This window comes from Candidatus Eisenbacteria bacterium (genome assembly GCA_035577985.1).
Classification (GTDB): Bacteria; Desulfobacterota; Binatia; order DP-6; family DP-6; genus DATJZY01.
The window spans coordinates 45,567-63,680 of the sequence record DATJZY010000170.1 but is presented as its reverse complement, the minus strand read 5'-3'; the positions used below and the strand labels follow the sequence as shown (position 1 = coordinate 63,680).

Annotated in this window: 17 protein-coding genes; 7 read left to right on the top strand and 10 right to left on the bottom strand. The window is 71.1% G+C overall.

The genetic code is table 11. The features are described 5' to 3' along the window. Positions 1-118 precede the first annotated feature (118 nt). The 4 genes from VMS22_24635 to lon all read right to left on the bottom strand — a co-directional run bounded on the left by VMS22_24635 (position 119) and on the right by lon (position 5,446). Complete coding sequence (locus tag VMS22_24635) at positions 119-277, bottom strand: hypothetical protein (GenBank protein HXJ37229.1); 159 nt, start codon at positions 275-277, stop codon at positions 119-121. 267 nt (positions 278-544) lie between these two features. Further along, positions 545-1,990 (bottom strand): glycogen synthase GlgA, encoded by a 1,446-nt coding sequence (gene glgA, locus VMS22_24630; GenBank protein HXJ37228.1) that lies wholly within the window; start codon positions 1,988-1,990, stop codon positions 545-547. A gap of 18 nt (positions 1,991-2,008) precedes the next feature. Beyond that, positions 2,009-3,010, bottom strand: a complete 1,002-nt coding sequence (galT, locus tag VMS22_24625) for a galactose-1-phosphate uridylyltransferase (GenBank protein ID HXJ37227.1) — start codon at positions 3,008-3,010, stop codon at positions 2,009-2,011. A 9-nt stretch (positions 3,011-3,019) separates the two neighbouring features. Beyond that, complete coding sequence (gene lon / locus VMS22_24620) at positions 3,020-5,446, bottom strand: endopeptidase La (GenBank protein HXJ37226.1); 2,427 nt, start codon at positions 5,444-5,446, stop codon at positions 3,020-3,022. A 92-nt stretch (positions 5,447-5,538) separates the two neighbouring features. On the opposite strand from lon, the gene VMS22_24615 reads away from it, so the two are divergent. Then, positions 5,539-5,958, top strand: coding sequence for a DUF2203 domain-containing protein (locus VMS22_24615; GenBank protein ID HXJ37225.1), 420 nt, complete (start codon positions 5,539-5,541; stop codon positions 5,956-5,958). Then, a complete protein-coding gene (locus tag VMS22_24610) occupies positions 5,955-6,704 on the top strand; it encodes an HAD family hydrolase (protein ID HXJ37224.1) in 750 nt (249 codons plus the stop codon). The genes VMS22_24615 and VMS22_24610 overlap by 4 nt, the downstream gene beginning before the upstream one ends. Positions 6,705-6,833: 129 nt before the next feature. Here the strand turns inward: VMS22_24610 and VMS22_24605 are convergent, their stop codons facing one another. The 4 genes from VMS22_24605 to VMS22_24590 are packed head-to-tail and all read right to left on the bottom strand — an operon-like array spanning position 6,834 to position 9,580. Next, on the bottom strand, positions 6,834-7,571 hold the full coding sequence (locus VMS22_24605) for a 5-formyltetrahydrofolate cyclo-ligase (GenBank protein ID HXJ37223.1): 738 nt from the start codon (positions 7,569-7,571) through the stop codon (positions 6,834-6,836). Continuing rightward, the gene (locus tag VMS22_24600; GenBank protein HXJ37222.1) at positions 7,528-8,433 is read right to left on the bottom strand and encodes a tRNA (adenine-N1)-methyltransferase; all 906 of its coding nucleotides are present in this window, start codon (positions 8,431-8,433) and stop codon (positions 7,528-7,530) included. Before VMS22_24600 ends, VMS22_24605 begins: the two co-directional genes overlap by 44 nt. Before the next feature lie 5 nt (positions 8,434-8,438). Next, the gene (locus VMS22_24595) at positions 8,439-9,383 is read right to left on the bottom strand and encodes a TIGR00269 family protein (GenBank protein HXJ37221.1); all 945 of its coding nucleotides are present in this window, start codon (positions 9,381-9,383) and stop codon (positions 8,439-8,441) included. After that, positions 9,380-9,580: a thiamine biosynthesis protein ThiS gene (locus tag VMS22_24590; GenBank protein ID HXJ37220.1), complete on the bottom strand. Its 201-nt coding sequence runs from the start codon at positions 9,578-9,580 to the stop codon at positions 9,380-9,382. Before VMS22_24590 ends, VMS22_24595 begins: the two co-directional genes overlap by 4 nt. A gap of 129 nt (positions 9,581-9,709) precedes the next feature. Between VMS22_24590 and VMS22_24585 the strand changes: the two genes are divergently transcribed. Then, a complete protein-coding gene (locus VMS22_24585; GenBank protein ID HXJ37219.1) occupies positions 9,710-9,883 on the top strand; it encodes a hypothetical protein in 174 nt (57 codons plus the stop codon). Positions 9,884-9,913: 30 nt separating this feature from the next. After that, complete coding sequence (locus VMS22_24580; protein HXJ37218.1) at positions 9,914-10,291, top strand: hypothetical protein; 378 nt, start codon at positions 9,914-9,916, stop codon at positions 10,289-10,291. 1 nt (position 10,292) lies between these two features. Here the strand turns inward: VMS22_24580 and VMS22_24575 are convergent, their stop codons facing one another. Together VMS22_24575 and VMS22_24570 are read right to left on the bottom strand one after the other, a co-directional pair. Continuing rightward, complete coding sequence (locus VMS22_24575; GenBank protein HXJ37217.1) at positions 10,293-11,180, bottom strand: RluA family pseudouridine synthase; 888 nt, start codon at positions 11,178-11,180, stop codon at positions 10,293-10,295. Next, positions 11,177-11,977 (bottom strand): hypothetical protein, encoded by an 801-nt coding sequence (locus VMS22_24570; protein HXJ37216.1) that lies wholly within the window; start codon positions 11,975-11,977, stop codon positions 11,177-11,179. The genes VMS22_24575 and VMS22_24570 overlap by 4 nt, the downstream gene beginning before the upstream one ends. 139 nt (positions 11,978-12,116) lie before the next feature. On the opposite strand from VMS22_24570, the gene VMS22_24565 reads away from it, so the two are divergent. From VMS22_24565 to VMS22_24555, 3 genes are read left to right on the top strand one after another with little or no spacing between them, the layout of a single operon-like run. Further along, positions 12,117-13,151, top strand: a complete 1,035-nt coding sequence (locus VMS22_24565) for a sugar phosphate nucleotidyltransferase (GenBank protein ID HXJ37215.1) — start codon at positions 12,117-12,119, stop codon at positions 13,149-13,151. After that, entirely contained in the window at positions 13,151-15,736 is a 2,586-nt protein-coding gene (locus VMS22_24560; GenBank protein ID HXJ37214.1) for a 1-acyl-sn-glycerol-3-phosphate acyltransferase, read from the top strand. Before VMS22_24565 ends, VMS22_24560 begins: the two co-directional genes overlap by 1 nt. Before the next feature lie 4 nt (positions 15,737-15,740). Further along, positions 15,741-18,071: a hypothetical protein gene (locus VMS22_24555; GenBank protein ID HXJ37213.1), complete on the top strand. Its 2,331-nt coding sequence runs from the start codon at positions 15,741-15,743 to the stop codon at positions 18,069-18,071. The last annotated feature ends 43 nt before the right edge of the window (positions 18,072-18,114 follow it).

Sequence of the window (18,114 nt, the reverse complement as noted above, 5' to 3'; positions counted from 1 at the left end):
TCGTCTTTGCGTTACGATGCACTCGCACTCGGGCTCCCTCCTGTGGCGTTGGATTTGTAGGGGTACAAACCCTTTGCCCCAGGAGGTCCCGGGTGAACAACGTTCAGAGCAGCGACAGCTAGAACGAGCCCAGCCACCTCCGGCATTGATTCTTCGCGTTGCCGAGCATGTCGTCGAGATCGACGGCACATGCCGCCGACACCTTGCCTCGGCGCTCGACGGCGGCGCGGAGGCGATCCGCCTTGTCGAGGAGACGGAGCGCCTTGACGACCCGCACTCGGCGATGTCTCGTTGTTCGGTGCGATGTGCAGCAACCCGGATGCCACCCGCGTCGGTTCGGAAACGCGCGGCCGAACGGCGGCTTCGTGGTCGGGCGACTGTAGAATGTGCAGGCGGGCTCGAGCGCCGCTCGTGATCCGACGCCGTAGGACGCCGATCTTCCGGCCCTAATCGCGCATGTAACTTCCACCGTCGCTCCGGCACGTCTAGCCGAAGCGTCGGGGCGCCGCGGAGCTAGCCGAAGCCGCGTAGCCGAGTCATCCACCTACCTCGGCGACAGCCCATCGTACACGCGCCGGTAGCCCACCGCGGCGCGCTCCCACGAAAAGTCCATCCGCATGCCGTTGTCGACCAGGCGCGTCCACTTCTCCCGGTCGCGCCAGACCTCGATGGCGCGGCCGATCGCGCCGACGAACGCCTCGTCCGTGAACGGCGAGAACTTGAAGCCGGTGCCGGTCGCGCGGCCGGGATCGAAGTCCTCGACCGTGTCGTCGAGGCCGCCCGTCGCGTGAACGACCGGGACGGTCCCATATCGCAGGCTGTAGATCTGCGAGAGGCCGCACGGCTCGTAGCGGGACGGCATGAGGAAGACGTCGGCGCCGGCCTCGATCCGGTGGGCGAGCGCGTCGTCGAAGCCGACGCGCAGCGCGACGCGGCCGGGGAAACGATCGCGGAGCGTGGCGAGGCCGGCTTCGAAGCGGTGTTCGCCGCTGCCGAGGACGACGAGCTGCACCGGCGTCCGCTCGAGGAGCTCCCGCCCGGCGCGTACGACGAGGTCGATCCCCTTCTGCTCGGCGAGACGTGAGATCACGGCGAGGAGCGGTCCCGTCGAGTCCGCACGGAGCCCCATCTCGGCCCGCAGCGCCGCCCGGCAACGCGCCTTCCCGGCGAGATCGGTCCGATCGTAGCGCGCCGGCAGTGCCGGGTCCGTCGCAGGATTCCATGCGCCGTAGTCGGCGCCGTTCAGGATGCCCGTGAGCGACGCGGCCCGCGCTCGAAGCAGGCCGTCGAGGCCCTCGCCGAGGTCGGGCCCCTGGATCTCGCGCGCGTAGCGGGGGCTCACGGTCGTGATCGCGTCGGAGAAGACGAGACCGGCCTTCAAGAAGTTGATGCCGCCGTAGAACTCGAGCGCGTCGGGCGCGAACCAGCGGCGATCGAGGTTCAAGAGGTGCCAGTCGGTCGCTGGGAAGCGTCCCTGGAAGGCGAGGTTGTGGATGGTGATGACCGTGCGCGTGGCGCCGAGCTCCGGATGGAGCTCCGGCCCGGCGCGCAGGAACGCCGGTACGAGGGCGGTCTGCCAGTCGTGGACGTGGAGCACGTCGGGGGGGGTGCTCCACGTCCGCATCCATTCGAGCGCCGCGCGACAGAACGCGACGAAGCGCTCGGCGTTGTCCGGGTAGTCGCGTCCGTCCTCGCCGTAGAGTCCCTCGCGATCGAAGTACGCGAGAGAGCCCAGGAGGACGGTCGGAACGGGCGCGCCGCGCAGGCCGAGGACTTGAAACGGCTCGGTGCGGGTCGACACCGGTGCATACACCTCGCCGAGGACGTCCGTGTCGCCGGCGACCCGCAGCGCGGGGCGATAGCCGGGGAGGCACACGGTGGTCTGAACGCCGGCTCGCGCGAGCGCCGGCGGCAGCGCGCCGAGCACGTCGCCCAGGCCGCCCGTCTTGGCGTACGGCACCGCCTCGGAGGCGATATGGACGACGTGCACCGATCCTCGGCGGCGGGCTCAGGCCTCGTCGCGACGCAGAAACCGCGCTGCGTCCTCCGGGGGTAGGGGGTTCATCGGGAATCCGCTCCCCGCGGCGAGCACGCCCGGTACCACGACCCGTGGCACGATCTCGATGTGCCAGTGGAAGTACGGCGCTTCGCTGTCGGCGAACGGGGCGCTGTGCAGCACGAGGCCGAACGGCGCCCCCTCGAGCAACGTGTGCAGCCGGTGGAGCACACCGCGCAACGTGCGCGCGAGATCGCGGCGCTCGACCGCCTTCACCTGCTCGTAGCCGGCCGTGTGCCGCCGCGGCATGAGCCACGTCTCGAAGGGTGCGCGGCCGGCGAACGGCGCGAAGGCGACCACGTGCTCCGATTCCGCGACGATGCGGCGCCCCTCTTCGGTCTCCTGATTGAGGATGTCGCAGAACACGCAGCGCTCGCGGTACTCGTGGTAGGTGCGGGCTTGCACGAGCTCCTGCGCGAGGTCGGTCGGCAGCGTCGGCGTCGCGAGGAGCTGCGAATGCGGATGCTCGAGCGTGGGCCCGATGCCGCGTCCGGCCGTCTTGAAGATGACGACCGAGCGGAAGCGCGTGTCGCGCCGCAGGTCGAGCATCCGCTCCTGGTAGGCGTGCACGACGTCCTCGATCGCCGCCAGCGAGAGCGTCGCGAGCGTCTCGTCGTGCTTGGGCGACTCGATGACGAGCTCGTGCGCGCCGACGCCGTTCATGAGGTCGTAGAGCCCGTGGCCGCGGCGATCGAGATCCCCCTCGACGCGCAGGGCAGGGAACTTGTTGGGCACGACCCGCACGCGCCAGCCCTGGCGATTCGGCGTGCCGTCGCCGGAGGGACGATAGGCGAGCAGCTCTGGCGGTGTCTCGCTCTCGTGGCCCTCGCACAGCATGCACGCGCCCACCTGACGCGCCTCGTGGACGGCGCGAAAGTCCTCCGGACGGCGCGGCCGCTCGGTGCCGATGATGACCCATTGCCCCGTGAGCGGGTCCTTGCGCAGCTCGGGCACCGTGGGCTCTCAGGCGCTCGCCGCGAGGGGAGCCTGGCCCGGCACCAGCGCCAGGTCGAGCACCTCGTCCATGGTGTCGACGAAGTGGAAGCGCAGCGCCGTGCGAGCCGACTCCGGGACGTCCTCGAGATCCTTCTCGTTGCGACGGGGGAGGATGACGGTGTCGATGCCGGCCCGCCGCGCCGCCAGCACCTTCTCCTTGATGCCGCCCACGGGAAGGACGCGCCCGCGCAGCGTGATCTCGCCGGTCATGGCGAGGCCGTGGCGCACGGCGCGCCCCGTCAGGAGCGACGCGATCGCCGTCGTCATCGTGATGCCGGCGGACGGTCCGTCCTTCGGGATGGCGCCACCCGGGACGTGCAGGTGGAGGTCCGTGTGCTCGAAGAAGTCGGCGGCGATGCCGAGCCGGTCCGCACGCGAGCGGACGTAGGAAAGGGCGGCCTGCGCCGACTCTTTCATCACGTCCCCCAGGTGGCCCGTGAGGATCAGCTGCTTCGTGCCCGCCATGCGCGTCGCCTCGATGAAGAGGATGTCGCCCCCGTTCGGCGTCCAAGCGAGCCCGACGGCGACGCCCGGCTCGTCGGTGCGCTCGGCGATCTCGGAGAAGAAGCGCTCGGCACCGAGGTACTCGTGCACGAGATCCTTCATGAACACGACCGGATCGTTCCGCCCTTCGGTCACCGCCCGCGCCACCTTGCGGCAGACGCGCCCGACCTCGCGCTCGAGGTTCCGTAGACCGGCTTCGCGCGTGTAGGCGCGGATCAGATGCGCGATCGCGTCGTCTTCGAAGCGGAGCTGCGCGGTCGTGAGGCCGTGCTCCCGAAGCTGCTTCGGAATCACGTAGCGCCGCGCGATCTCGATCTTCTCCTCCTCCGTGTAGCCGGCGAGCTCGATCACCTCCATGCGGTCGCGCAGCGGCGGCGGGACGGTGTCGAGGACGTTCGCCGTGGTGACGAACATGACCCGGGAGAGGTCGAAGGGGACGTCGAGGTAGTGGTCTTGGAAGGTCGCGTTCTGCTCGGGATCGAGGACCTCGAGCAGGGCCGACGCGGGATCGCCGCGGAAGTCCATGCCGAGCTTGTCGATCTCGTCGAGCATGAAGAGCGGGTTGTTGGAGCCCGCGGTGCGCAGATTCTGGATGACCCGGCCGGGCAGCGCGCCGACGTACGTCCGCCGGTGGCCGCGGATCTCGGCCTCGTCGCGCACGCCGCCGAGCGAGAGCCGGACGAACTTGCGCTCCATGGCGCGCGCGATCGAGCGTCCGAGCGACGTCTTCCCGACGCCCGGCGGCCCGACGAAGCACAGGATCGGGCTCTTGCCGTCCTGCTTCAGCTTGCGGACGGCCAGGTGCTCGAGGATGCGGTCCTTGATCTTCTCGAGGTCGAAGTGGTCCTCGTCGAGGATCGACCGCGCGTGGTGGAGATCGAGGTTGTCCTGGGTGGAGACCGCCCACGGCAGCGCGGCAAACCACTCGAGATAGGTGCGCACGACGCTGTGCTCGGCCGACTCGGGCGGGATCATCTTCAGGCGCTCGAGCTCGCGATCGGCTGCTTCGCGCGCCGGCGGCGGGAGCTGCGCCTCGTCGAGCTTGCGCCGCAGCTCCTCGATTTCGGTCGCGCGCGAGTCGCCCTCGCCGAGCTCCTGTTGGATCGCCCGGAGCTGCTGGCGGAGGTAGAACTCCTTCTGGTGCTTGTTGAGCTCGGTCTGGACCTGCGACTGGATCTTGTGCCCGAGCTCGAGCAGCTCGATCTCGCGGGCGAGGATGGTCGAGAGGCGCTCCAAGCGCACCCGCACGTCGATCGTCGCCAGCAGCTCCTGCTTCTCTTCGACGGCGATGTTGAGGTTCGAGGCGATGAGGTCGGTGACCTTGCCCGGATCCTTGATGTTCATCACGACGACCTGGAGCTCGTCGGGCAGGTAGGGCGTCATCGACACGAACTTCGCGAACTGCGCCACCATGTGCGCCTGCAGCGCGTCGAGGTCGGCGGACGGCTGGAAGGTGTCCGGGAGCACCTGGACGCGGGCCCGCAGGTACGGCTCGCGTTGCACGTAGTCGGACGTCTCGATGCGCCGGATCCCCTGCACCAGGATGCGCACGCTGCGGTCGGGGTAGCGCAGCATCTTCAAGATGCGACCCGCAGTCCCACGGGTGTAGAGCCCCGCGGGCTCGGGGGCCTCGTCCTCCGGATTCTTCTGCGACACGAGGCCGAGGATGCGATCGCCCGCGAGGCAGTCCTCGACCAGCTTCAGCGACGCGGCCCGCGAGATCAGGAGCGGGACGATCGCCGCCGGAAAGATCGTGACGCCGCGCAGAGGCAGGATCGCGAGCTCCGACGGTACGGTGAGGCTGCTCACGTCCTCGTCGAACCCGAGAGGCCGCTGCGCCTCGGCGGGTCCCTGCGAGCCCGGGGTTTCCTGCTCCTCCGACATCTTCATCGGGCGCGCCGTGTATCTAACGCAGGGCCCCCGGGGTCACAAGGTCGTGTCGCCGGCTCGACAGCTCGCGACGCGCTGGGTACGGTGCCCGGGTGCGCACGCGATCGTTCACCGTCGAGCAGGCGGATGCGTGCGTACCGCGCCTGCGGCTGCTCCTGGAGCGCGTGCAGCGCAACGCGCTCCGCCTGCACCGCGAGCGCGAGGCGGTAGCGATGGGGCGTGGCGGCGACCCGGGGGCGATCCGCATCGAGGACGTCCTCGCCGAGCGTCCCGAGCTGCGCCGGCTCGTCGAGGAGCTCGACGCAGCGGTCGGCGAGATCGAAGAGCTCGGCGTCGAGCTGAAGGACGTGGACCTGGGCCTCGTCGACTTCCCCGCGGTCATCGACGGCGTCGAGGTCTATCTGTGCTGGCAGTTCGGCGAGGATCGGGTGCGCTTCTTCCATCGGCGCACGGAGGGGTTCGCCGGACGGCGCGCGCTGCGGGGGCTGCCCCCGGCGCCCGAGGTCCAGTGAGCCGGATCGCCTACGACGCGGTCCTGTTCGACCTCTTCGGGACGCTGATCGAGTTCGACCACGCTGCGCTGCCGGAAGTGGTGATCGACGGACGGCGCATCCGCTCGACCATCGGCACGTGGGCGCCGCTGCTCGCCGAGCTCGTTCCCGGCGCCGACGTCGACACGTTCGGCCGTGCGTTCATCGCCGCCAGCCACGAGCTCGCCGAGGAGCGCAAGGGCACCCACGTCGAGCGCCCGTCGCGCGAGCGCTTCCGGCGGGCGCTCGTGCGCCTCGGAGCCGACGCGGCGACCGCGGCCGAGGCCGCACCGATTCTCGCCCGCGCCCACATGCAAGGCATCGCGAACGCCACCCGCTTCCCGTCCAACCACGCCGCCGTGCTCGAGCACGCGGCGCGTGGTCGCACCGTCGCCGTCATCACGAACTTCGACGACACCGCCACCGCGTACGACATCCTGTGTCGCCACGACATCCTCTCCAAGGTGCACACCGTGGTCGTCTCGGAAGCCGTCGGCCTCCGCAAGCCACACCCGTCCCTCATCCGCATCGCTCTGCGCGACCTCGGGGTCGCCCCCGCGCGCGCCCTCATGGTCGGCGACAACTTCACGGAAGACATCGGCGCCGCCAGCGCCGCGGGCGTCGACGCCGCCTGGATCGACACCGAACGCACCGGTGTTCCCGACGGTTCCCCATCCCCACGCTACGTTCTGACGTCCTTCCCCGAAGTCGCCACCCTATTGAGATGACGCGCGCGTGCCACGCGTTGCCGCCGCCTTCGGCGGGCTTGGCCGGCCGCGGCAGACCGCCCACGCGTGCCACGGCCGTCCAAGATCTCGCGTCCGATCCCAGCCCGAGCTGTAGCTCGGGCTGGAGTCCTAGAGCCGTCTTGGCGACGCTCCGCTCGCGCCGCGCTTCATCCGCTTGCGCAGCACGGGGATCGCGTTGATACGCAGCGGCCGCAGGAGATCCCAGTAGATCCCGCGCGGGCGCGGATGCGTCGGCCGCGTCGCGATGACGTCCGCGGGCGTCACCAGGAAATCGACGGGCAGATCGTGCGGCAGCATGCCGATGCGATCGGTGAGGATCTGCAGCGCGTGGACCGTGGTGAGGATCGGCGTCGCTTCGCGGACCTTTCCTTCCTCGCGCAGGATGCCGTACTCGAGGTCGCAGTAGCCGCCGCCCTTGCCGATGCGCGCGCCGTCGCGGCCAACGCCGACCGACCCGCAGACGATGAGGTCGACCGGCCGCATCTCGCGCGGCGACACCGGGCGCCCGTAGCGCACCGCGGACGCAATGCTGGCCGACGGCACGACGCCTTTGGGGAAGCGCTGGGGGTCGAGCTCGATGAAGCACTTCTCCGCGCGCAGGCGCGGCACCGCCATGTAGAGGATCTTCCCTTCCGAAAGCGCGAGCCGGCGCACGGGCAGCTGCGGCGCGTCCGGATTGACCTTCACGACCAGCGCGCGCCGCCACACGGCGAGCTCGCGCAGGAGCTGCGCCGCTTGCTCGGCGCCGACGAAGTTCGGGATGCGGCCGCGCGCCCACGGAAACCGCGACGCGCCCTCACGCTCAATCGTCGTCCAGACCTTCTCGCGGATCTCCGCCTTGGTCATGCTGCGTCGACCCCGGATCGTGCGCGTGGCCGCCGTCGCTGGTGGTATCGGAGCGGCCGAAGGGAGTCAACGCGAAAGCAGCGCCGGGCGCGAGCCGTCGCGCGAAGACGAGGAAGCCGGTGTGCGCGACCATGCGATGCTCGGGACGCAGGCTGCGCTCGCGGACGTGCCAGAAGCGCGTGAGCGTCTCGAGCGCCTCCACTGCGGCGAAGCCGCCGTGCGCGCGGAGGCCGTCGACGAATCCCTTCACCTGGAGCGCGGTCGGAACGAAGCCGGTGACGACGCCGCCCGGACGGAGCGCCGCGGCCACGACGTCGAGGAGCCGCCACGGCTCGGCGAGGTCGATCACGATGCGGTCGACGTCGCGCTCGACGAAGCCCGCGAAGGCGTCGGCGACGCGGACCGTCCAGTTCGGCGCCGGACCGTGGAAGCGTGCCACGTTGTCCTGGGCGCGGGCGGCGAAATCCTCGCGCAGCTCGTAGGAGACGAGCTCGCCCGTCGGTCCCACGGCACGCAGGAGCGCCAGCGTGAGGGCACCGGGTCCGGTTCCGACCTCGATCACGCGCATGCCGGGCCCGATGTCGCCCCACAAGAGGAGCGGGCCCACGTCCTTCGGGTAGATCGGCTGGGCCTGGCGCGGCAGGTTCGGGATCAGCTGGGCATAGGTGGGACGCAGCACGAGGAGCCGCTCGCCGCGGGGCGTCACGACGACCGAGCCTTCGGGCTGTCCGATGATCGTATCGCTCGCGAGCGCGCCGCCACGGACGCTGATCGTCCGGCCCGCGCGCAGGGTGCGCAGATACGTCCGCTGCTTGCGGTCGATCAGGACGACGGCGTCGCGGTCGCGGAGCGGACCCGACACGCGGCTCAAGCGCCCTGCGCCGCGGGCACGCGGCGGACGCGGCGCTCGCGCCGGGTCTCGACCTCGCGGACCAGGCTGCAGAAGGAGCAGAGCGCGCCGTACGCCGGCATCCCGCACTGCTGGCATTCGCCCGGCACGTCCCGATCGGGCTGCGTGAACAGGGTCTGGGTCGTCCGGACCCACTCCTTCACGAACGACAGCTTCGTCCCCGGGCTCTCGGCTTCGAGACGGTTCAGCGCGTCCTTATAAAGGAGCTGCGTCGCGCCCGCTGCGTTGGGGCATTCCTCGACGATGTAGTCGATGCCGCGCATGAACGCGTAAACCGCCGTCTCGTACTCGGAGACGAGGTAGAGCGGCTTCACCTTGCGGACGAACTTCGGATGCGACGGCTCCAGGACCGGGCGCTGCCGGGCGAGGTGGTCCCGCTGCCAGCGCAGCACGTTGCCGAGCAGGCGCGCAGCTTCGTCGTCGAGGTTGTGTCCGGTGACCAGGACGTCGAACCCGCCTTCGTGCGCGGCGGCATCGAAGAAGTGGCGCTTCATGGCGCCGCAGGCCGCGCACGGGGCCCGCCGCGTGGCACCGGCGACGTCGGGAACGGCGAGACCCGGTCCCTCCAGGGCGAGGGAGCGAACGAGGAGCGGGACGCCGCGCGCGGCGGCGAACGCAGCCGCCTTGTCGTGCGAGGCGTCCGAGTATTCGCCGATCCCGAGACCCAGGTAGAGCCCGGTAGTGCGGTAGCCGAGCTCGATGAGGACGTCCCACAACGCCAGGCTGTCCTTGCCGCCCGAGACCGCGATCAGGAGACCGTCCTCGCGCCCGAACATCTTCTCGTGCTCGATGGCGCGTTCCACCTGCCGGCGGAAGTAGAGGATGTAGCAGGGGCGGCAGAATGCGGCGTTGTGCGCCCGCAGGTGCACCTCGGGTTTCTGCTTGCAGCGCGTGCACTTCACGGGGCACCCCCGGAGATGACGGCGCGGATCTCGATCTCGTCGTCGTCCTCGACGATCTCCCCGTCCATCAGGAGCTCGTCGCGCCGGATCACCATGGCCGTACCGGGGAGCACGCCGAGCTCCGCCAGGAGGCGGCGGACCGGGCGGCGCCCCTGGACCTCGACCGTGCGGCGCTGGGGGTGGAGAACGACCCGCATCCGCGCGCCGGGTAGCACGGGGTCGGTGACGCCACAAGCGTTCGCAGTTTCGCAACGCGGTCGCCTTGACAGGGCACGGACGCCTCAGTAGTAACGCGGTTCGCCCGCCAGCCGGGCGTACCTGGGACCGTGGCCGAGAAGAAGGCAAAGACTGCCGAGAAGAGCGGCGCAGACGTGCAGAAGAAGCACCTCTGCCCGTCGTGTGGCGCCGAGAGCCGCGTCGTCCAGTACACGGGGTTTGGGCCGCGGGGGTTCTTCTGGGTCTGTGAGAAGACCTGCGGCTACAGGAAGCGCACTCGCTGACGCGCGAGGACCGAGCAAGGAGAATCCGCCATGGCGCGGACGCGTAAGACCGACAAGGGCGCACGCTCGAAGTCGAAGTCGTTCGCCATCTTCGACGACGAGGAGCAACCGGTCGAAGAAGGCGAGGAAGAGCTTCCGAAGGACGAAGCCGGCCGGCGCAAGATCAAGCGCCAGTACGAGGAGCTGCTCGGCATCCGTATCGAGAAGCTGAAGGGCCGCATCCTCAACCGCGAGCGCATCAACAAGACGATCGAAGGCATCTACTTCATCTGCGCTTCCTGCAAGAAGGTCTGCCACAACCTCGACGAGGGCCTGGTCGAGGATCCGAACAACGTCAACAACCTCTGCACCGCGTGCGCGACGGCGAAGGAGCCGCGCGGCGGCAAGGGCGGCAAGGCCGCGGCCTGAGTCACCCGTCGCGCGCGAGGCGCGCGAGATCGTCCGGAAGCGGCGCCTCGACCTCGAGGTGCCAGGACGGAAGCTCCAACCGCGCCGCGTGGAGCGCGTGCCGGAGCGGGGCCAGATCCGCCGGCGCGCCGCCGTACAGGAGATCGCCCGCGACCGGGTGGCCCGCGAGCGCGAGATGCGCCCGCACCTGATGCGTCACGCCGGTGCGGATCTCGACCGTGACGAGGTTCCAGGGACCGTGCCCCCGCGTCTCGACGATGCGCGTGGCCGCCGGCCACGCGCGATCGCCGGCACGCGCCGCGATCATGCGACGGCGATCCCGCGGATCGTGGGCCAGGGCCGCATCGATCACCCGTCCCGCCTGCGGTCGCCCGGTGACCACGGCGACGTAGCGCTTGGTGACCTCGTGGCGCGCGAAAGCGGAACGGAGCGCAAGGTGGTCCTCGGCCGTGCGCCCGACCAGCAACACGCCCGACGTGCCGGTGTCGAGCCGGTGGACGAAGCCCGGCGCCAGCGCATCGCCGATGCCGGCGAGCTCGGGGTGGCGCGCCAGGAGCATGCTCGCGAGCGTGCCGCGCTCGCGCGGGTCGAGGGCGTGACCGGGGATGCCGCCCGGCTTGTCGACGGCGAGGACGCGGTCGTCCTGGTAGAGGACGTCGAGCATCCCCGTCTCGTCGGGGGCGAGCCCCGGCACCTCCGGCAGCAGGACCTCGTCTCCGGGCGCGAGCGACGTGCCCTTTGCCGCGAAGCGACCATTCACGCGCACCGCACCCTCGTCGATCAGCAGGCGCGCGACGCGGCGCGAGAGGTGCGGGAGCTCGGCGCGGACGAAGGCGTCGAGACGCGTCGGCGCGCCGGCCTCGACGCGGACGGCGCGCGCCTGCGTCATGACGCGAGCGATCCCGAGCGCGCCGGCCCCGGAGGGACCTCGCGCAGGTTCTCGACGATGAGCTCGATCGTGCGCGCGGAGAGGGCGATCCCGAGGTGCCCGACGTCGCGCAGCGCAATGTTGAAGGCGCCGGCGAGATACGCGCGTGTCGGGGGCGTCACGATCGCGTCGTGGAGGGAGTAGATCGAGATGACGCGGCTGTATGGTGTCGAGGAGACCACCGGCTCGGCGCCGTGGTCGGCGGCGAGCGTCACCACCTGCGCGACGCGATCGCCGGGCGCCGACTCCTCGAGATGGCGGCGTGCGACGAGCCCACCGGCGCCGTGACCGAGCAGCACGATCGGCGCCTGCGGGGCGACGGCTCGCAGGGCGTCGACGAAGTCGGCGAGCCGCGCGGCCCGCTCGGGGACGCTGGCCCAGGGATTGGAGCGCGGTTCGACCTGTACGCTCGCCCCGAGCGCGTGGCGAAGCCCACGGGCGATTGGCTCGAGGCTGCCCGTGCCGAGCCCGCGCTCGGGCAGGAGGACGAGCGTCGGAGCGCTCGCCGTTGCCGGCTCGCTCCAGGCGTGGGGGAGGGGAACCAGACCGCGCAACGCGAGCCACACGACGGCCATCGTCTCGCCGACCGCGTCGGCGACCTCGCGCATGAGGGGTCGGGGCGTGTCGTCGTCGTCCTCGAATGGACACTCCGCCCGCCGCCCGGCCCGCAGCGCCGCCGCCCGCGCGTAGGCGCGCGCGTGGAAGGCGAGCGTCACGGCCAAGGGTACGAGCACGACCAGCGCGACGAGCAGCCCCACGCCCGGAACACATCCGCTCGCGACGCATCCTGTCAAGGAGCGGAGGGCGCGCGCCTTGCTTTTCGGCAGGGTCACCCGTAGAGCGGGCTCGGTCTCGAGAACTCATCCCGTGCTTCGAGCGCCTCGTCACGCCGTCGTGATGGCCGGAGGATCGGGCACGCGCTTCTGGCCGCGCAGCCGACAGCGCGTCCCGAAACAGCTGCTGGCGATCACGGGCCGCCGCCCCCTGCTCACCGACACGGTCGAGCGCCTGCGTCCGCTCGTGTCGCCGGCGCGTACCTGGGTCGTGACGGCGGCCGTGCACGCGGCCGCGGTTCGTCGAGCCGTTCCGAAGGTCCCCCGCCGCAACGTGCTCGTCGAGCCCGAGGGACGGAACACCGCTGCCGCGATCGCACTCGCCGCGCTGCGGCTCGGGGCCGACGCCCCGGACGCCGTCATGGCCGTGCTGCCGGCCGACCACGCGATCTCCGACGGCGCCGCGTTCCGCGCCACGCTCGCCCAGGCGCTCGACGTCGCCGCGAAGACCGACACCCTGGTGACCCTGGGGGTGGAACCGACACACCCGGAGACGGGGTACGGGTACATCGAGCTCGGCGCCGGGGTCGACGGCCTGCCGGCGCACCGGGTGGCGCGGTTCCTGGAGAAGCCGAGCGCGCCGCGCGCCGTCGAGCTCATCGCGCGGGGGAACGTGCTCTGGAACGCCGGCATCTTCGCCTGGCGCGTCGAGACCATCCTGGCCGCCCTGCGCGAGTGGGTTCCTGCGGTCCTGGAGCCGCTCGAGCGGGCGGTTCGCTCGGGGGGCACGCGCGCGCTGGGGCGGGCGTACCGCCAGCTGCCGCGCGTCTCGATCGATACCGGCGTGCTCGAGCGCGCGCAGAACGTCGCGGTGGTCCACGCGCGCTTTCCCTGGAGCGACGTCGGGAGCTGGGCGGCCGTCGACGCCCTCTGGCAGAAGCCCGGCGAGGTGAACGCGGTGCGCGGGACGGTCGTGACGGTCGACAGCCGCGGGTGCATCGTCGACGCCGGGTCGCGACTCGTGGCGCTTCTCGGTGTAGAGGATCTCGTCGTGGTCGACACGCCGGACGCCGTGCTCGTCTGCCCGAAGGATCGTGCCCAGGACGTGCGCCTGGTCGTGGACGCGCTCGGTGCCAAGCACCTCGGACGGTATCGCTGATGGCCGAAGCGTCGCTCGCCCGCGTCGAGCCGCCGACGCCGCCGACCGCGCCGGCTCCGGTCGTCGACGAACGCTCCACCATGCTGTCGCGCTTCGGTCCCCTGGCGCGTCTGTTGGTCGCCATCGCGTTCCGGTTCGTGCGCATGCCGGCCGATGCCGGGCCGCGCCTCCGCCAGCTCGCCGAGCAGGGGACGCTCGTGTACGTGATGCGCTATCGCTCGGCGCTCGACTATCTGCTGGTGAACGCCGTCCTGCTGCGCGAGGGATTGCCGCTCGCGCGCTTCGCCCCGGGCATGTCGACGGTATGGTGGCGCCCCGTCCGCGAGTGGTTCCGGCGCTATGGCCCGCGCCCGGATCCGCGGCGGCCGGCGCCGGCGATCTGCGGTCCCGCGGTCGCGAGCGGTTCGCCCGTGCTCGTCTTCCTGCGCAGCCAGGCCGTGTGGGGACGCCGCCGCCGGGCGCTCGACGAGGCGCGCCTCGCACCGCGCTTCCTGCGCGAGATCGTCCGCGTGGGCGCGACCGTGCCACGTCCGGTGTTCCTCGTTCCGCTCGCCGTCGTGCGCGGGGGCACCGGCTACCGCCGCAAGGAGTCGCGCTTCGCGACCCTGCTCTACAGCGTGCAGGACGCGCCGGGTGAAGCGAAGCGGCTGTTCACCTACGTGTGGAACCGCGGCCAGATCCAGTTGAACCCCGCCCGCGAGATCGCGCTCGCCGATTTCGCCCGCGAGCATCCCGGCGAGGGCGACGAGCGGACGGCACGGCGGCTCGCGCGCACGCTGCAGATCCTTCTCTACCGCGAGGAACGCGTCGTGCAGGGGCCCGCGCTCCTCTCGCCGCGGGAGGTGCAGGACGTCGTCCTGCGCGATCCGGAGCTGGCCCGGCTCACGCGCCGACTCGCGAACGAGCGCGGGGTGTCACGGCGCCGCATCGTCGCCGAGGCGCGCGGCTACGTGAAGGAGATGGCCGCGAACTTCAACGGCCTCTACTTCAGCATCCTCGAGTGGGTCTTCAATCGGCTGTGGCCGCGCGTGTTCTCGGGTCTCGAGATCACCGGGCTCGAGCGCGTCGTCGAGCACATGAAGGAGCACCCCGTGGTGCTCGTGCCGTGCCATCGCAGCCACTTCGACTACCTGATCCTCACCTACATCTTCCATACGAACTACCTCTCGCCCCCGCACATCGCCGCCGGCATCAACCTCAGCTTCTGGCCGATGGGGCCGCTCTTCCGCGGCGCCGGCGCGTACTTCATCCGGCGTACGTTCGACGACAACGAGCTCTACAAGGTCGTGTTCCGGAAGTACCTCACGTTCCTCATGCGCGAGGGCTACACGCAGGAGTTCTTCATCGAGGGCGGGCGGGCCCGCACCGGGAAGATGCTGGCGCCCAAGCTCGGCATGCTGTCGGCGCTCGTGAGCGCGTTCGTGCAGGGCGTGCGCCAGGACCTCTATCTGGTTCCGATCTCCATCCACTACGGGCGCATCCCGGAGGAGGAGGCGTTCGGGCGCGAGATCACGGGCGAGGAGAAGGAGCGCGAGTCCCTCAGCGCGCTGCTGCGGGCACGCAGCATCCTCTCGCACCGCTACGGCACGGTGTACGTGAGCTACGGCGAGCCGATCTCGCTGACCGACGCGCTCGGCCCGATGCTGGAGCGGTTCCGGGCCGGAATGGGCGACGCGGTCGTCGAGGAGGAGAAGCGCCGTTTCGTGCAGCGGCTCGGGTTCCGGCTCCTGCGCGAGGTTAACGCGGTGGCGGTCGCGGGCGCGACGTCCGTCAGCGCCACGGCGCTGCTCGGCGCGGATCGACCGGCGTGCCGGCTCGAGGACTTCCTCATGGCGGCCCACACGCTGACCGAGCTGCTGCGGGTCCAGCGGGTGCAGTTGACGGCCTCGCTCGTGCGCAACGAGTCGTCGCACTTCCGCGAGAGCCTCGCGTGGCTCGAGAGCGGCGGCCTCGTGCAGCGCCTCGTCGACAGCGACGGGACGGTGCTGCACGTTCCCCAGGAGAAGCGCCGCAACCTCGACTTCTACAAGAACAACACGCTCCACTTCCTCGTCGTGCCAGCGTCGCTGACACGCGCGCTGAAGGCGCACGTGCCGCTCGAGCGCCTGCGCGAGGACGTTGCCTGGTGGCTCGACCTCTATCGCTGGGAGTTCCCGCTGCCCGAGCGCGAGACGCTGGCCGCGGAGATCGATCGCTGGCTCGCCTACTATCGCGAGACCGGCGCCCTGGTGGAGGATCGCCTCGATCTCGCCCATCCGGTCGTGCAGGTGACCCAGGGCGTGCTCGAGAACTTCCGCGAAGCTTACATCGTGGCGGCTCGCACGCTCACGGCGGAGAAGGAGTGGCCGATCGCCCAGCCGGCGCTGCTCAAGCGGATGCGCAGGCAGTTCGCAACCAGCCTGCTGCTGGGCGACGTGACCAAGCCCGAAGGCGGGTCGATGGTGAGCTTCGACAACGCACTGTCGCGCTTCGCGGAGCTGGGGCACGTGGTCATGCGTCGGCCCGAAGGTACTAGAGAGCGGCTCGTCGATCGCGGACCCACGCATGATCGCTTGCCCGATTTGATCCAACGGCTCAGGATTTAGGCCGATGCGACGCGGTCGGCGCTTGTGCCTCGTGCTCGCGCTCGCCGCCATCTTCGCGCCGCGAGCGCACGGCGCGCCGGCGATACTCCGTACGGCGGGAGGCGTCTCGCCGCTCGGCTGGCCGTACTCGATGTTCTCCGAGGGCACGCTCGATCGCGGCGGCCGTCTCGTGTTCGTGGCGAGCTCGACGGCGGTCTTCGGGCAGGGATCGGGTCTCACCCAACGCGTCGGCGCCGGCACGGTCATCCCGGATGGGCGGCGGGTGATCAACGTGAGCCCGCCATCGCTCGCCGACGACGGATGCATCATCACGCGCGTCGCCTTCGAGCAGGGCGGCGAAGCCATCCTGCGCGCGTGCGGCACGACGTTCACGGTGCTCGCCGACGCCGGCGCGACGGCGCCCGGCGGCGGAACGATCCGGGCATTCGATCCGGTCGTGTTCGTGCGTGGCACGGACCTCGTCGGCTGCGGCGCCACGCTCGACGACGGGACGAGCATCCTCATGCGGCTCGGCGGCGCCGGGCCGGTGGAGGTCGTGCGGTCGGGGCGTCCGGCGCCGACGGGCGGCATCTTCGCGTCGTTCCGCTTCCTCGGCATGTCGGCCGCGGGACGTCTCGGCTTCCGCGCCACGGTGAGCGACGGCCCCGACGGTCTGTTCGCGGCGGACGAGAACGCGATCACGGCGATCGCGCTCGTCGGCGACAGCAGCCCGGCCGGCGGCAGCTTCTCGACGCTCGGCGGGGGGAGCATCAACGCGAGCGATCACTGGGCCTTCCGCGCCTCGCTGTCGAGCGGTGACGCGGGCATCTTCACCGTGGATGCGACCCCTCCGATCCCGCTGCTCGACGCGCTCGTCCTGCAGGGCGCGACGGCGCCCATGGACGGGACCACGATCCGCAGCTTCCCCGGCTCGATCGACCCGTCGATCGACGCCGCGGGTGCGGTGGCCTTCCGTGCGCTCTTGACCGGCGGCACGTCCGGCTCGGCGGCGCTGGTCGCGGCGCCGGACGGCACGCTCTCGCTGCTCGCAGCCACGCGGGTCGACATCGGTGGCGGTCGCATGATCCGGCAGCTTCGCGATCCCGTCCTCGCCGACGACGGCAGCGCGGTGGTGTCGGCCGTCATCGCGGGCGAGGGGCCCGGGCTCTTCGCCACTCGCCCCGGCTCGAGCCTCGATCCGATCGCGCGTCTCGGCGACGCGACCGACGTCGACACGGGCGATGCCCGGTTTCGCTTCTCGGCGGTGAGCGTCACCACGGCGGCCGAGAGCGCGGTCGTGTTCGGACAGCGCGACGCCATCTTCCGCGCCGGCCCCACCGACGTCGAGGCGATCGTCTACACGGGGCGGCCGACGCCGCTCGGCGGGAAGTTCGCCATCCTGGGACCACCGGTCGTCGACGGGCACGACACGGTGTTCGTCGGCGCCGAGATCCAGGGCGGGCTCTTCAACGAGGCGCTGTTCACGGAGAACCCGTCGGGCATCGCCGCCTTCGTATCGCCCGATCGCCGCCTGCTCGGCGGGGGCGGCATCCGCGAGCTCTTCCCGACCAGCGTCGACTCGCTCGCGCGGCCGGCCGCGGCGCCGAAGGGCGTCGTGTTCACCGCCGCGCTCCAGGGGGCCAAGGCGTCCGAGGGGCTGTTCGGCTTCAAGACGCGCAAGAGCATGAAGGTGGTCGCGCGCACCGGGCAGCGCGCCGGCGGGGAGCGGATCGCCGATCTCGGCACGCCGACGGCGGACCGCGGTGGTCGCGTGGCGCTCCTCGCCGAGCTCGGTCGGGACCGCAAGCGTCTCGGGGTGGTCGTACGCGAAGGCGGCGCGCTGCGCGTGCTCACGCTCGTCGGCGTCTCGACGCGCACGCGCGTCCAAGGTGTCTTCGCGACGCTTGGTCCGCCGGCGATCGCGCGGCGCGGCACCGTGTTCCGGGCCACGCTCGCCGAGAAGTCGACCGAGGGGCTGTTCATCGGCAAGGGTGGGCGCATCGGCGCGGTGGTCGCCTCGGGTGACGTCACCCAGCGCGGCGACCGCATCCGTACCGTCGACGATCCGATCGCGATCGACGACGAGGTCTACTTCCTCGCGCGCGTCGCGGGCAGCGTCGCCCCTGCGGGGCTCTATCGAGTGCGGGTCGACGCCATCCCGCGTCGCGACGATGCGGCGCTCGCGATCGAGCCGGTGCTGCTGCCGGGGGATCCGGTCCCGCCGCCGCTGGGTGGCGTCGTCGTCCGCGTCGATGCCCCGCGCGTCGGCTTCGCCGGCGCGGTGACCGCGGTGGTCGAGGCCGGTGGCGGCACGGCGTCGTCGGCCATCGTCCAGATCGATCGCTCGCTTCCTTGACCCCCTGGGGTCTTCCCAGTACAAGCCGTCGACTTCGCTACAC